Below are 14,426 nucleotides of genomic sequence, written 5' to 3' on the forward strand. Positions count from 1 at the left end.
CTCGCTAGAACAGATGGAACCGCAAGAGAGAGGTCACTATACAACGGACGAGGGAAGGATGTTAGTCGGTGGGAAAGAAAGCGGGGCGTGAACGCCCCGCGATTTGTTATTACAGCATCACACTGCCCAGCAGGAAGCCGAAGCAAACGGCCAGGGCAACACCCAGAGTACCCGGGATGAAGAACGGATGGTTGAAGACGAATTTACCGATACGAGTTGTACCCGTGTCATCCATCTGTACCGCAGCAACCAGCGTCGGGTAGGTCGGCAGAATGAACAGGCCAGACACGGCTGCGAAAGAAGCAACAGCGGTCAGCGGAGAAACGTTCAGCGCCAGAGCCATCGGCATCAGTGCTTTTGCGGTTGCAGCCTGAGAGTACAGCAGAGCAGAAGCAAAGAAGAAGATGACAGCCAGCAGCCACGGATGACCCTGAATCACTTCACCAGCGGTATCTTTGATCCAGTCGATGTTGTTGGAAACGAAAGTATCGCCCAGCCATGCAACACCCAGGATACAAATACAGGCGCTCATACCTGCTTTGAAGGTGCTGGAGTTGAGGATGTTGTCGGTATCCACTTTGCAAAGAATAGTGGTCAGGGTTGCAACACTCAGCATGATAATCAGGATGGCGTTAGTGGTGTTCATCAGCGGTTTCTCAACCAGACCCATGCTCGGGCTGTTGATGATCGCATAGATAACCACGCCGACTACGCCCAGCAGGAACAGCCAGACGGACGCTTTCGCGCCTTGTTTGATTTCAATCTGCTTCTCACCGCGCAGTTCAACTAAACCTTCTTCCAGACGCTTGCGATAAATCGGATCGTCAGACAGCCTGGAATTGAACAGCATGGTGACCAGGAAGGACATCACCAGAACCGCCAGCAAGGTGGACGGGATGACCACGGAGAGCAAATGGAGGTAGCTGATGCCGTGACCTTCCATTACGGAAGACATGTAAACCACTGCCGCAGAGATTGGCGATGCGGTGATCGCAATCTGCGCGGAAACTACCGCAGTAGACAGTGGACGGCAAGGTTTAACGCCTTGTTCCTTCGCTACTTCAGCGATAACTGGCAGCGTTGCCAGAGAGATGTTGCCAGTGCCCGCAAAGATGGTCAGGAAATAGGTCACGATCGGTGCGAGGATCGTGATGTATTTCGGGTTACGGCGCAGCAGCTTTTCTGTCTGGTGAACCAGATAGTCCAGACCGCCAGCAACCTGCATGGCAGAAATAGCAGCGATAACCGCCATGATAATGGAAATTACATCGAACGGAATGTTACCAGGCTTGACGCCGATAGCGGCAAGAACCAGCACCCCCAATCCACCTGCAAAACCAATACCAATTCCCCCTAATCTGGCGCCCAAAAAGATCGCCAGCAAAACGATGATGAGTTCTACAACTAGCATATTAGCCTTCCTTGTTTTTTAACAAGTTGATATCAGGTTGTTGTTTTTAAGTTACTGCTCACAAGAAAAAAGGCACGCCATCTGACGTGCCTCTTTTATTTGTACTACCCTGTACGATTACTGTTCGCTTTCATCAGTATAGCGTTTTGCTTTGTAAGCCGGATGCATCAGGTTCTGTACGGAGAAAATATCGTCTAGTTCCGCTTCAGTCAACAGACCGCGCTCCAGAACGACTTCGCGCACGCTCTTACCTGTTTCGGCACAGATTTTACCCACGATGTCACCGTTGTGGTGACCGATGAACGGGTTCAGGTAAGTGACGATACCGATAGAGTTGTAAACGTAACCTTCACACACTTCTTTGTTAGCAGTGATGCCGTTAATGCATTTTTCCAGCAGGTTGTAGCAAGCATTGGTCAGAATGTGAACGGATTCAAACATCGCCTGGCCAATGACCGGCTCCATAACGTTCAACTGAAGCTGACCTGCTTCTGCTGCCATGGTAACAGTGGTGTCGTTACCGATGACTTTGAAGCATACCTGGTTAACTACTTCCGGAACTACCGGGTTTACTTTTGCTGGCATGATAGAAGAGCCTGCCTGCAGTTCCGGCAGGTTGATCTCATTCAGGCCGGCACGTGGGCCAGAAGAGAGCAAGCGCAGGTCGTTACAGATTTTGGACATCTTCACAGCCAGGCGTTTCAGCGCGCCGTGAACCATAACGTAAGCGCCGCAGTCAGAGGTCGCTTCGATGAGGTCTTCAGCCGGAACGCATGGGAAGCCAGTGACTTCAGCCAGTTTTTTCACTGCCAGCGGAGAGTACTCTTTCGGCGTGTTCAGGCCAGTACCGATGGCAGTTGCGCCAAGGTTAACTTCCAGCAGCAGTTCAGAGGTACGTTGGATGTTTTTCACTTCCTCTTTCAGCAGGATGCTGAAAGCGCGGAATTCCTGACCAAGGGTCATTGGTACTGCGTCCTGCAGTTGGGTGCGACCCATTTTCAGGATGTCCTGGAATTCGACAGCTTTACGCTCAAAACCTTCGCGCAGTTGGTTAATAGCATCTACCAGTTTAATCAGGGAAGAGTAAACTGCGATGCGGAAACCGGTCGGGTAGGCGTCGTTGGTGGACTGACATTTGTTAACATGGTCGTTCGGATTCAGGTACTGATATTCACCTTTCTGGTGTCCCATCAGTTCCAGACCGATATTGGCCAGCACTTCGTTGGTGTTCATGTTTACGGAAGTACCTGCGCCGCCCTGGTAGACGTCTACCGGGAACTGATCCATGCATTTTCCGTTATTCAGGACTTCATCACATGCAGCAATGATTGCATTCGCTACACTTTTAGGAATGGTTTGCAGCTCTTTGTTTGCCATAGCTGCGGCTTTTTTAACCATTACCATACCGCGAACAAATTCAGGAATATCGCTGATTTTGTTGTTGCTGATATAGAAGTTTTCAATCGCTCTCAGAGTGTGAACACCATAGTAGGCATCAGCTGGAACTTCCCTGGTACCCAACAGATCTTCTTCGATACGAATGTTGTTTGACATGTGAACCTTCTTTTTCAAGCTGCCAATGATTTGCTTTAAACACACAGAATATATGTGGTTTCGAATGTTTTTCGACCGACGATTATCCCCTGCATCAGTCGAATACTCGGGATCATATGTTGCTTGAGGATTTCTACCGTAATCTGGATCACTTTAAGTGTCGGTTTTTACCCCTTAATTATTAATTTGTGAAATAGATCACCGCTTTGGGATTACTACCAAAAATAGTTGCGCAAACGTCTTGAAATTTTGCTAATGACCACAATATAAGCTGAACGCGATTCGCAACCCATTCAGGCGGCCGGATTTAACCGGTTGCTATTACAGGAGAAACCTTTGCGCTGGTTACCTTTTATTGCCATTTTCCTTTATGTCTATATTGAGATTTCAATCTTTATTCAGGTTGCCCACGTATTGGGGGTATTACTCACTCTTGTGTTGGTTATATTCACGTCAGTTATTGGTATGTCGCTGGTACGTAACCAGGGATTTAAGAATTTTGTGCTGATGCAACAAAAAATGGCGGCGGGAGAAAATCCGGCGGCGGAAATGATTAAAAGTGTTTCGTTGATCATTGCCGGTTTGCTGCTTTTATTACCGGGCTTTTTCACCGATTTCCTCGGTCTTCTTCTTTTATTGCCACCAGTGCAGAAACATCTGACCGTGAAGTTGATGCCGCATTTGCGTTTTTCCCGTATGCCGGGCGGTGGATTTAGTGCCGGAGCCGGTGGCGGCAATACTTTTGATGGTGAATATCAGCGTAAGGATGACAACCGCGATCGCCTTGATCATAAAGACGATCGTCAGGATTAATGTTGAAACGCCGGATTATGTGGTTATGCCATTTTCCGGCGTTTTTCGTTTCGGCAGGAACAACCACAGCCCCGCCAGCATGATCAATGCATACACGCTTTTCCAGCCGACCATCGCCAGCAACAGGATGCATAGCAGTCCGCCAATCACCGCCAGTAGCCGATAACGTCCCTTCAATAATTTACAGCCAGCCAGCATGCACAGCAGATAGATCATAATAAAGATGCCGTTGGCATAAATGATGAGTGCGTCCAGATTGATCTCTAAAGTGTGAATCACCAACGTGCTCACCACGCAACAGCCGAGCACTGCATTGAGGGCATTGTTCGGGATATGGCGAGAAGAGAGGCGCGCCAGGTAGTGGTTGGGTTTATCTTGCGCCTGCGACCAGACCAGGCGGGCGAAACTCTGTATATAAATGTTGAGGCTGGCAAAGCAGGCCAGATAGCCAATCACGCAGGCAATCCACAGCGCCCCTACACCGAACAGTTGCACCACAATTTCCGGAAGCGATGCTGCCGCCGCCATTTTTTCACCGTAGGCGTCGAAGTGTAAGACGACAACCGTACCCCCCCAGTAGACTAAACCTGCCAGCACCAGACCAATCATCAGAGCGCGGGGGAAATCACGCTCCGGATTTTTAAATTCTGAGGCAAGGTGAGCAAACGCCTCCAGACCGACAAAGCACCAGAACATTACCGATAACGCAGCAAATAGCCCGGAAAGTTCGATATCACCTGGCGCAGGGAAGGGGATATTCGCAGGTTTAATATCGGCCGCCCACCAGACGGCGACAATCAGCGCGACGATAAGTCCGGCAATAACCGTTTGTAGATTCGCACTGGAACTGGCACCGCGAGTACCGATATACCACACCAGCGCCAGCGTACCGAGTTCAGCCATCAACAGTTGCCAGCCATGCCAGCCAAACATCGCCTGGCCGAATCCGGCGGCAATTTGCAGCGCAGCGGGCAAGCCAACGGGAATAACTGATAAAAATAACCAGCCTGTGACTCGCTCAAGCCGCGAACCGAACGCCATGCCGACAAAATGCGCCACACCGCCCGCGCTGGGGTAGTGGCGACCCAGAATCGCAAACACGATCGCAATCGGGAAAACTAAGATTATCAGAACAGGCCAGGCCCACAGGCTATTATTGCCTGCCACCAGGGCGGCTAAGGCAGGAACGGCAAACACGCCGGTGCCTAACAATGAAGTCGATAACAGGCCGATGCCCTGGGCCAGCCCCAGTTCTTGTTTGAGTCCACTCATGGGTTGATGTCCGATTGCGCCCAAATTTTGGGCAACTGCGCAGGTTTTTGATGGTAGCACAATCAGATTCGCTTATGACGACGATGTCGAAATTGCGATGAAACGTGAGGTGAATCAGGATTTTTACCCGATTTTGTGCTGATCAGAATTTTTTTTCATTTTCCCCCTTGAAGGGGAGAGGCCTCATCCCCATTTCTCTGGTCACCAGCCGGGAAACCACGTAAGGTCCGGCGTCACCCATAACAGATACGGACTTTCTCAAAGGAGAGTTATCAATGAATATTCGTCCATTGCATGATCGCGTGATCGTCAAGCGTAAAGAAGTTGAAACTAAATCTGCTGGCGGCATCGTTCTGACCGGCTCTGCAGCGGCTAAATCTACCCGTGGCGAAGTGCTGGCTGTAGGCAATGGCCGTATCCTTGAAAATGGCGAAGTGAAGCCGCTGGACGTGAAAGTTGGCGACATCGTTATTTTCAACGATGGCTACGGTGTGAAATCTGAGAAGATCGACAATGAAGAAGTGTTGATCATGTCCGAAAGTGACATTCTGGCAATTGTTGAAGCGTAATCCGCGCACGACACTGAACATACGAATTTAAGGAATAAAGATAATGGCAGCTAAAGACGTAAAATTCGGTAACGACGCTCGTGTGAAAATGCTGCGCGGCGTAAACGTACTGGCAGATGCAGTGAAAGTTACCCTCGGTCCGAAAGGCCGTAACGTAGTTCTGGATAAATCTTTCGGTGCACCGACCATCACCAAAGATGGTGTTTCCGTTGCTCGTGAAATCGAACTGGAAGACAAGTTCGAAAATATGGGGGCGCAGATGGTGAAAGAAGTTGCCTCTAAAGCGAATGACACTGCAGGCGACGGTACTACCACCGCAACCGTACTGGCTCAGGCCATCATCACTGAAGGTCTGAAAGCTGTTGCTGCGGGCATGAACCCGATGGACCTGAAGCGTGGTATCGACAAAGCTGTTACCGCTGCAGTTGAAGAACTGAAAGCGCTGTCTGTACCGTGCTCTGACTCTAAAGCTATTGCTCAGGTTGGTACTATCTCCGCTAACTCCGACGAAACCGTAGGTAAACTGATCGCTGAAGCGATGGACAAAGTCGGTAAAGAAGGCGTTATCACCGTTGAGGACGGTACTGGTCTGCAGGACGAACTGGACGTGGTTGAAGGTATGCAGTTCGACCGTGGCTACCTGTCTCCTTACTTCATCAACAAGCCGGAAACTGGCGCAGTAGAACTGGAAAGCCCGTTCATCCTGCTGGCTGACAAGAAAATCTCCAACATCCGCGAAATGCTGCCAGTTCTGGAAGCTGTTGCAAAAGCAGGCAAACCGCTGCTGATCATCGCTGAAGATGTTGAAGGTGAAGCTCTGGCAACTCTGGTTGTTAACACCATGCGCGGCATCGTGAAAGTGGCTGCGGTTAAAGCACCGGGCTTCGGTGATCGTCGTAAAGCAATGCTCCAGGATATCGCTACTCTGACCGGTGGTACTGTAATCTCTGAAGAGATTGGTATGGAACTGGAAAAAGCAACCCTGGAAGACCTGGGCCAGGCTAAACGTGTTGTGATCAACAAAGACACCACCACCATCATCGATGGCGTGGGTGAAGAAGCTGCAATCCAGGGCCGTGTTGCTCAGATCCGTCAGCAGATTGAAGAAGCAACTTCTGACTACGACCGTGAAAAACTGCAGGAGCGCGTAGCGAAACTGGCAGGCGGCGTTGCAGTTATCAAAGTGGGTGCTGCTACCGAAGTTGAAATGAAAGAGAAAAAAGCACGCGTTGAAGACGCCCTGCACGCGACCCGTGCTGCGGTAGAAGAAGGCGTGGTTGCTGGTGGTGGTGTTGCGCTGATCCGCGTAGCGTCTAAACTGGCTGACCTGCGTGGTCAGAACGAAGAGCAGAACGTGGGTATCAAAGTTGCACTGCGTGCAATGGAAGCTCCGCTGCGTCAGATCGTACTGAACTGCGGTGAAGAGCCGTCAGTTGTTGCTAACACTGTTAAAGCTGGCGACGGCAACTACGGCTACAACGCTGCAACCGAAGAATACGGCAACATGATCGACATGGGTATCCTGGATCCAACCAAAGTAACTCGTTCTGCTCTGCAGTACGCAGCTTCTGTGGCTGGCCTGATGATCACCACCGAGTGCATGGTTACCGACCTGCCGAAAAACGATGCGGCTGACTTAGGCGCTGCTGGCGGTATGGGCGGCATGGGTGGCATGGGCGGCATGATGTAATTGCTCTGCACCTCGCAGAAATAAAGAAACCCTCAGGCAGAAATGTCTGGGGGTTTTTCTTTTAGTCATCTTTCTAGTATAAGATTCAAACACGGACGACGCGAGGGGCGTCCAGCTCATTGATTATGGGGAATAACATGCACGTAAAATACTTAGCAGGGATTGTCGGTGCCGCGCTACTGATGGCGGGTTGTAGCTCCAGTAACGAATTGAGTGCTGCCGGTCAGAGTGTTCGCATTGTGGACGAGCAACCAGGCGCAGAGTGCCAACTTATTGGTACTGCGACAGGTAAGCAAAGTAACTGGCTTTCCGGACAACACGGCGAAGAAGGCGGTTCTATGCGTGGTGCGGCAAACGATCTGCGCAATCAGGCTGCCGCAATGGGCGGTAACGTGATTTATGGTATTAGCAGCCCGTCGCAGGGGATGTTGTCCAGCTTCGTTCCGACTGATAGCCAGATTATCGGCCAGGTTTATAAGTGCCCGAACTGATGTGATTCCGAGGCTGGGTGACAAACGTATAATTGCCTGATGCGCTTCGCTTATCAGGCCTACATCAGGCATTGCAACTGATTGAATGCTTGAGAATTTATAGGCCGGATAAGGCGTTTACGCCGCATCCGGCATGATCAACGATCACGTTATCAGTCATTTCAGGCTGGATGGCTCCAGCCTCGCATTAGCAAAGATGGGATTATTTCGCTTGTAGCGCGGCTTTGCTGATGGACTGAACACGTAAGTGATGCAGTATGCGTAAGCATTGATCCTGGGTCAGCGGTTGGGCGTTATTTGCCGCTACGGTGCGAACGTAGACCTGACACGGCACTCCAGCGAGCTTTTTCAGTCGAGGGCTGAAATCAAGCATCCGGCGGGTGATGGCCTCCACTTCTTTACCTGCTGTCGCTTCACGTGTTTTCACCACTGCACCGCTAAATTGTTCTTTGCCACTTTCATCTTTAAAGCGATAAAGCACCGCCAGATAATGGCTAAACAAGTTTTGTTTCCATTCTGGCTGTGAATAGGTGTCATATTCCAGATTACCATTATCCTGGCAGTCGACGTCATATAATGGCAGGAAATCTAACAGCGATGTAATACGTAATGCCAGTTCACGCATTTCCGCATTATTAATTGCGTGAATGATTGCTCGCGCCAGCATTTCAATTTGCAGTTCATTGACAACTAATTCAGATTTGCTGCCGTCATGCAGAGTTAATAGGAATGTGAGATTTTCACCCTGATTATCGGTAAGTTCCAGTGTATTTACACGGCGATTAATATCAGCATTTTTAAGTTCTTCAATCTGAATTTGAGGAATATTTTCTGCCATCTTTTTCATGGCCTTATCGCGCGCTTGCTCATACTGAAGACGGTGATCAGCCTCCAGTTTATGCTTTTGATGCAGACGGCTTTCCAGCGCTATCAGCAGGTCGCGCAGTTCCATCACAGACATGAAGAACAACGATTCTTTATTGCGAGGCTCTTTTATTTTCAGTGCCAGTGCAATGAAGTTATTACTCTTGCGAATAACACCAGTGTTAACACCCTTGATGCTTATGGCCATGTAGGTTCTCCCTAACCATTTCTCAATAAAATAAATAATATTAATTTATAAGCCAGATAAATGGGCTTGGTAGTAATAGTTGTTAAAATAACATAAATAGCGGCGCTCGCTCTATATAAACAGAAAAGAAAGGTTAATTATTGATATCAGCTATATAAATAATAAAAATAGCAAAGCATATGAATAATTAATGGTTATGCAACGGAAAAGATTAAACTTCCCTATTTAATGACAGGTCGCTGTACGCGTGTTCGTTGCTCTTGCCGGATGCGACGTAAACGCCTTATCAGGCCTACAGTTCATTGAAAATTCAATCAGTTGCAATGCATCATGTAGGCCTGATAAGCGCAGCACATCAGGCAATTTCACATTTATCATCAGCTTCAACTTCCCTGTTGAATCAGTTATTGCTGACGTAGCTGCAAATCCAGCGGTGTTTTGCTGGGTTCTCCGCCTATCTCACGCGCCAGTTTTGGCACCAGATATCCCGACACCAGCGTCAGCAACTCACGCATAATCTGCCGTGCTTCATCATCGCTCACCATGAAATGCGCCGCGCCCTGCACTTTATCGAGCACATGCAGGTAATAGGGCATCACGCCCGCGTCAAACAACGCATTACTCAGGTTTGCCAGCGTTTGCGCGTTGTCGTTCACGCCACGTAACAGAACACTCTGGTTAAGCAGGGTGACGCCCACGCGTTTTAACTTAGCCATCGCCTGACGGAATGTTTCATCCACTTCATTGGCATGGTTGATGTGATTCACCAGCAGGATTTGCAGCGTAGAACGGGCAAAGCGTTCAACCAGCGCCTCAGTGATGCGCGCCGGGATCACAATCGGCAGACGGCTGTGAATACGCAGACGTTTGATGTGCGGGATGGCTTCCAGTTGCGTGAGCAACCAGTCCAGTTCGCGATCTTTCGCCATCAGCGGATCACCGCCGGAGAAAATGATCTCGTCCAGTTCTGGATGTGCGGCAACATACTCAAGTGCAGTCTGCCAGTTACGCTTGTTGCCCTGATTTTCGGCATACGGGAAGTGGCGACGGAAGCAATAGCGACAATTTACCGCACAGCCACCTTTCACCAACAGTAATGCCCGGTTGTGGTATTTATGCAACAAACCAGGCACCACGCTGTGCTGTTCTTCCAGCGGGTCGGTGGAAAAACCGGGGGCAGTGATATACTCATCTTGCGAGGTAAGTACCTGACGCAAAAGTGGATCGTCAGGATTGCCTTTTTCCATGCGATCGATAAATGAGCGGGGCACGCGCAGGGCAAACAGCTTTTTGGCGCTGCGTCCGGCCAACAGTTTTTCGTCCGCGTCTATATTCAAAAGACGCAGAAGTTCATCAGGATCGGTCACAACATCGGCAAGTTGCGCTAACCAATCTTCTCTGGATGGGGTGTTTAGGGTTACAATATGCGCCATTTTGTGGCTTAGCTACCAATTAACAAATTTCAGAGGGCCTTATGGCAACGTACTATAGCAACGATTTTCGTGCTGGTCTTAAAATCATGTTGGACGGCGAACCTTACGCGGTTGAAGCAAGTGAATTTGTGAAGCCGGGTAAAGGCCAGGCATTTGCTCGCGTTAAACTGCGTCGTCTGCTGACCGGTACTCGTGTAGAAAAAACCTTTAAATCTACGGATTCCGCTGAAGGCGCTGATGTTGTCGATATGAACCTGACTTACCTGTACAACGATGGTGAGTTCTGGCACTTCATGAACAACGAAACCTTCGAACAACTGTCTGCTGATGCAAAAGCAATTGGCGACAACGCGAAATGGCTGCTGGATCAGGCAGAGTGCATCGTGACTCTGTGGAACGGCCAGCCGATTTCCGTTACTCCGCCGAACTTCGTTGAACTGGAAATCGTTGATACCGATCCAGGTCTGAAAGGTGATACCGCAGGTACTGGCGGCAAACCAGCTACCCTGTCCACTGGCGCTGTGGTTAAAGTTCCGCTGTTCGTACAGATTGGCGAAGTTATCAAAGTGGATACCCGCTCTGGTGAATACGTATCTCGCGTGAAGTAATACGGTTGTGGTGCGGCCTGCTGGCTGCACCATCACTTTTCAGGTCAGAGATGATGAAACGCCTTATCCTTCTTGTTTTGCTTGCCAGTACGCTGCTCACGGGCTGTAACACCGCTCGCGGTTTCGGTGAAGATATCAAACATCTCGGCAATTCCATTTCCCGCGCTGCCAGCTAATTTCCTCTTCACTTCCGAAAAATCATCAGATTCCCGTCATTTTTGGTGATGTTGTCTATTATTAATTTGCTATAGGCAAACACAAATAACATTACCTAAAAGGAAGATATTATGGTGAAGAAGACAATTGCAGCGATCTTTTCTGTTCTGGTGCTTTCAACAGTATTAACTGCCTGCAACACCACGCGTGGCGTTGGTGAAGACATCTCTGATGGCGGTAACGCGATTTCTGGCGCAGCGACGAAAGCGCAGCAATAAGCAATAACGGTACGACAGGTTTGTCGTGCCGTTTGTTTTTCCCGGCGGTAATCACTGCTGTAACCGTTGAAATTTCCTCTTAAATCGGCAAAATGCTTCTTTCACTATCAGCTTTGCGGGACGACCCGCAAACGCATCGTTTCACCGGGGACGGCCCCATTTCTCCGGAGTATTATATGTCCTGGATTATCCTGTTTATTGCTGGTTTGCTGGAAGTCGTCTGGGCGGTAGGCCTGAAATACACCCACGGTTTTAGTCGTCTGACGCCAAGCGTAATTACCGTGACGGCGATGATTGTCAGTATGGCGTTGCTCGCCTGGGCAATGAAATCGCTACCGGTAGGTACAGCTTATGCTGTCTGGACGGGGATTGGCGCAGTCGGGGCGGCGATCACCGGTATTGTGCTGCTCGGTGAGTCTGCTAGTCCGATGCGCCTGGCGAGTCTGGCGTTAATCGTACTGGGGATAGTTGGTCTGAAACTCAGCACCCATTAACTGCCGGGTTGCTGTACCCAGATAAACTTACTGACATCAAATCCTTCCCGGGTTGCGACCGCCAGCATCTCCTGTTTAACTTCGCTAGAAATAGTTGGCGTGCGGGAGAGTATCCACAGGTAGTCGCGATCCGGGCCGCAAACCAGCGCGTGGCGATACTCCCGGTCGAGCGCAATGACGTTATAGCCGCCATAGAAAGGGCCAAAGAATGACACTTTCAGCGCTGCGCGATGCGGATCTCCGGTAAAGTACGCTTTCCCTTCGCTCTGTTGCCACATCTCCCTGTCCGGATTATAGCCTTTGTTGATGACATTCAATCCACCATCATCCCGCAGGCTATATGTCGCGGTGACTTTCTCCAGTCCGCGTTCAAAGCGGTGATCAAAACGGGCAATCTCATACCAGGTGCCAAGATAGCGCTTAGCGTCGAAATTATTCACTACGGTCACGCCACGCGGCGGCGTAGGTGAACTACAGGCAACGACAAGAAATGCTGCTGTCGCTGCGGCAACAAGAGGGAGCAGGCGCATAGATGTTTCCTTACTGGTTTTTTTCTAAGTGTAGATGACAGCAAGGAAAAGCGGAGAAAAGGCCCGTAAATTCGGGCCATCTTCGTTGTTATTGCAAAGCGTTGAGGATCTGCCAGGCGGCGGCGACTCTCACCGGGTTTGGATAGTTTTTGTTAGCCAGCATCACAATACCCAACTCTTTTTCTGGGATAAATGCGACATAGCTACCAAATCCGCCGGTCGCCCCTGTTTTATGTACCCATGATGTGCGCACAGCAGGAGCAGGGGGCGTAATCGCTTTTACTGGTCGTGCTGCCAGTGCAATTTTATTGTCGCTGCCATTAATGATGCTGTCAGGATTTACCGGCCAGTCCAGCATTTCCCAGCCCAGGCCTTGATACATATCGCCAATTTTCCAGTAGCGAGATTGCGCCAGTTGGATACCTTGCTGAAGTGTTTTGTCATTGATATTACGAGGATCTATATTGCTTTGTAGCCAGCGGGCCATGTCTTCAATCGTCGATTTCACACCGTAAGCTTCAGCATCTAACGCCCCTGGCGAAACATGCACCGCCTTACCTTCGCGATATCCCCAGGCGTAATTCTTTTCTTCTGCAGGCGGCACATTAATCCACGTATGGGTGAGTTTGAGTGGCTGGAAGACACGGGTATCCATTGCCTGTTCAAAGCTCAAACCAGACGGCTTCACAGCTAGCGAGCCGAATAAACCGATACTGGAGTTGGCATACAGACGTTGTGTTCCTGGCGTCCAGTCAGGCTGCCAGTTTTGATAGAAGCGCAGCAAGTCGCTTGAGGATTTAACGTCATCCGGCACTTGCAATGGCAGGCCGCCAGCGGTGTAGGTTGCGAGATGTAATAGCGTGATCCCGTTCCACTGTTTAGCGGTAAGTTCAGGCCAGTATTTTGTGACGGGATCGCTTAGATTTATTTCCCCTCGAGCAATAGCGTCGCCACCAAGTACGCCCGTAAATGTTTTGCTGACCGAGCCTAACTCAAACAACGTTTGCTGCGTGACGGGCTGCTTTTTATCTACGTCCGCATAGCCCCAGGTAAAGTAATAAGGTTTGCCCTGGTAAATCACTGCAACGGCCATGCCCGGGATTTTTTGTTGTTCTATAAGCGGAGTCATTGTGCGATGCACAATATCGTTGAGCTGTTGGGGGGCGGCAAGTGCGGAGCAAGAGGCGGTAATCAGTAAGGCGCAGAGCGTCATTTTGAGCATAAGGTCTGGTTCCCATACAAAACGGCCCGCCATAGGCGGGCCGGATTTACATTGGCGATGCGTTAGATTGTAACGACACCAATCAGCGTGACAACTGTCAGGATAGCAGCCAGACCGTAGAAAACCCATTTGCCCGCAGGCACGTGGATTTTCAGATCGTGCATCGCGTGGTGCATACGGTGTAAACCACACCACAGCGGCAGAACGATCATCAGGAACAGGAATACGCGACCAATGAAGCTCTGCGCGAACGCCAGAACGCGTTCGTAGCTCAGAGCATCACCCGGAAACAGTCCCAGCGGCAGCATAATGCCGACCAGCAGGATCATTACCGGTGCAATGATTGCGCTCCACATACCACCGGCCCCGAAAAGGCCCCAGAATACCGGTTCGTCAGAACGCTTTGGATTTGGATTAATCATCTCAGGCTCCTTACCAGTACAAGGCTACAAACAGGATTACGATGGTGGCAACCACGGTTACCGCCCAGAGACTTTTGATAATTGGCTCTGGTCCCATTTTTTCGTCTTTTACAATGATATTGGCCGCTTTCGGTGCCAGTTCAAACCAGGTTTTGGTGTGCAGCAGAGCTGCCGCCAGAGTGATCAGGTTAATGATCACGATAACCGGGTTTTGTAAAAAGTCGACGAATCCCGCCCAGGCTTCCGGGCCATTTTTCAGGGCAAACAGCCCGAAAATCAGTTCAATGCTGAACCACACAGCCGGAACCGCCGTGCCTTCGCGCAGCATGTAAAAGCGATAAAACGGCAATTTTTTCCACCAGGTGGACGTCATTGGCCGTACATACGGTTTACGTTTAGTCGTCATGTTGC

17 protein-coding genes are annotated in these 14,426 nt (G+C 50.0%); 8 read left to right on the top strand and 9 right to left on the bottom strand.

Features of this window, described 5'->3' with window-relative positions; translation table 11 throughout:
* Positions 1-109: 109 nt before the first annotated feature.
* The gene (gene dcuA / locus A1SC_RS04265; protein ID WP_000961962.1) at positions 110-1,411 is read right to left on the bottom strand and encodes an anaerobic C4-dicarboxylate transporter DcuA; all 1,302 of its coding nucleotides are present in this window, start codon (positions 1,409-1,411) and stop codon (positions 110-112) included.
* A gap of 117 nt (positions 1,412-1,528) precedes the next feature.
* A complete protein-coding gene (gene aspA, locus A1SC_RS04260) occupies positions 1,529-2,965 on the bottom strand; it encodes an aspartate ammonia-lyase (protein WP_001517611.1) in 1,437 nt (478 codons plus the stop codon).
* A 336-nt stretch (positions 2,966-3,301) separates the two neighbouring features.
* Here aspA and A1SC_RS04255 point away from each other — a divergent pair, with 336 nt between their 5' ends.
* Positions 3,302-3,778 (top strand): FxsA family protein, encoded by a 477-nt coding sequence (locus A1SC_RS04255; RefSeq protein ID WP_001267441.1) that lies wholly within the window; start codon positions 3,302-3,304, stop codon positions 3,776-3,778.
* Between the two features lie 15 nt (positions 3,779-3,793).
* On the opposite strand, the gene yjeH is transcribed toward A1SC_RS04255, so the two are convergent.
* Entirely contained in the window at positions 3,794-5,050 is a 1,257-nt protein-coding gene (yjeH, locus tag A1SC_RS04250; protein WP_016262793.1) for an L-methionine/branched-chain amino acid transporter, read from the bottom strand.
* 275 nt (positions 5,051-5,325) lie between these two features.
* On the opposite strand from yjeH, the gene A1SC_RS04245 reads away from it, so the two are divergent.
* From A1SC_RS04245 to A1SC_RS04235, 3 genes are all read left to right on the top strand, one after another.
* Complete coding sequence (locus A1SC_RS04245; RefSeq protein ID WP_001026276.1) at positions 5,326-5,619, top strand: co-chaperone GroES; 294 nt, start codon at positions 5,326-5,328, stop codon at positions 5,617-5,619.
* A gap of 43 nt (positions 5,620-5,662) precedes the next feature.
* On the top strand, positions 5,663-7,309 hold the full coding sequence (gene groL, locus A1SC_RS04240) for a chaperonin GroEL (RefSeq protein ID WP_000729132.1): 1,647 nt from the start codon (positions 5,663-5,665) through the stop codon (positions 7,307-7,309).
* A gap of 137 nt (positions 7,310-7,446) precedes the next feature.
* On the top strand, positions 7,447-7,800 hold the full coding sequence (locus A1SC_RS04235) for a DUF4156 domain-containing protein (protein ID WP_000558209.1): 354 nt from the start codon (positions 7,447-7,449) through the stop codon (positions 7,798-7,800).
* A 202-nt stretch (positions 7,801-8,002) separates the two neighbouring features.
* Here A1SC_RS04235 and A1SC_RS04230 read toward each other — a convergent pair whose 3' ends face one another.
* Both A1SC_RS04230 and epmB read right to left on the bottom strand, forming a co-directional pair.
* Complete coding sequence (locus A1SC_RS04230) at positions 8,003-8,872, bottom strand: YjeJ family protein (RefSeq protein ID WP_016262794.1); 870 nt, start codon at positions 8,870-8,872, stop codon at positions 8,003-8,005.
* A 404-nt stretch (positions 8,873-9,276) separates the two neighbouring features.
* Entirely contained in the window at positions 9,277-10,305 is a 1,029-nt protein-coding gene (epmB, locus tag A1SC_RS04225) for an EF-P beta-lysylation protein EpmB (RefSeq protein WP_016262795.1), read from the bottom strand.
* Between the two features lie 41 nt (positions 10,306-10,346).
* Here epmB and efp point away from each other — a divergent pair, with 41 nt between their 5' ends.
* From efp to sugE, 4 genes are all read left to right on the top strand, one after another.
* A complete protein-coding gene (efp, locus tag A1SC_RS04220) occupies positions 10,347-10,913 on the top strand; it encodes an elongation factor P (protein ID WP_000257278.1) in 567 nt (188 codons plus the stop codon).
* A 50-nt stretch (positions 10,914-10,963) separates the two neighbouring features.
* Positions 10,964-11,089 carry a lipoprotein antitoxin entericidin A gene (ecnA, locus tag A1SC_RS0122365; protein ID WP_000977753.1) on the top strand — a complete coding sequence of 42 codons (126 nt, stop codon included), beginning with the start codon at positions 10,964-10,966 and terminating at the stop codon, positions 11,087-11,089.
* A 111-nt stretch (positions 11,090-11,200) separates the two neighbouring features.
* A complete protein-coding gene (gene ecnB / locus A1SC_RS04215; protein ID WP_000239596.1) occupies positions 11,201-11,347 on the top strand; it encodes a lipoprotein toxin entericidin B in 147 nt (48 codons plus the stop codon).
* A 176-nt stretch (positions 11,348-11,523) separates the two neighbouring features.
* Entirely contained in the window at positions 11,524-11,841 is a 318-nt protein-coding gene (gene sugE, locus A1SC_RS04210; protein WP_000118465.1) for a quaternary ammonium compound efflux SMR transporter SugE, read from the top strand.
* Here the strand turns inward: sugE and blc are convergent.
* The 4 genes from blc to frdC all read right to left on the bottom strand — a co-directional run bounded on the left by blc (position 11,838) and on the right by frdC (position 14,421).
* On the bottom strand, positions 11,838-12,371 hold the full coding sequence (gene blc / locus A1SC_RS04205; protein ID WP_001238372.1) for a lipocalin Blc: 534 nt from the start codon (positions 12,369-12,371) through the stop codon (positions 11,838-11,840). The two genes, sugE and blc, sit on opposite strands and share 4 nt — an antisense overlap.
* Before the next feature lie 88 nt (positions 12,372-12,459).
* Positions 12,460-13,593, bottom strand: coding sequence for a BlaEC family class C beta-lactamase (locus A1SC_RS04200; protein WP_016262796.1), 1,134 nt, complete (start codon positions 13,591-13,593; stop codon positions 12,460-12,462).
* A gap of 62 nt (positions 13,594-13,655) precedes the next feature.
* Complete coding sequence (gene frdD / locus A1SC_RS04195; RefSeq protein ID WP_000609664.1) at positions 13,656-14,015, bottom strand: fumarate reductase subunit FrdD; 360 nt, start codon at positions 14,013-14,015, stop codon at positions 13,656-13,658.
* 10 nt (positions 14,016-14,025) lie between these two features.
* Positions 14,026-14,421, bottom strand: a complete 396-nt coding sequence (gene frdC / locus A1SC_RS04190) for a fumarate reductase subunit FrdC (RefSeq protein ID WP_000208757.1) — start codon at positions 14,419-14,421, stop codon at positions 14,026-14,028.
* Between the last annotated feature and the right edge of the window lie 5 nt (positions 14,422-14,426).

It is taken from the genome of Escherichia sp. KTE52 (genome assembly GCF_000408325.1).
In the GTDB taxonomy this organism is placed as follows: domain Bacteria; phylum Pseudomonadota; class Gammaproteobacteria; order Enterobacterales; family Enterobacteriaceae; genus Escherichia; species Escherichia marmotae.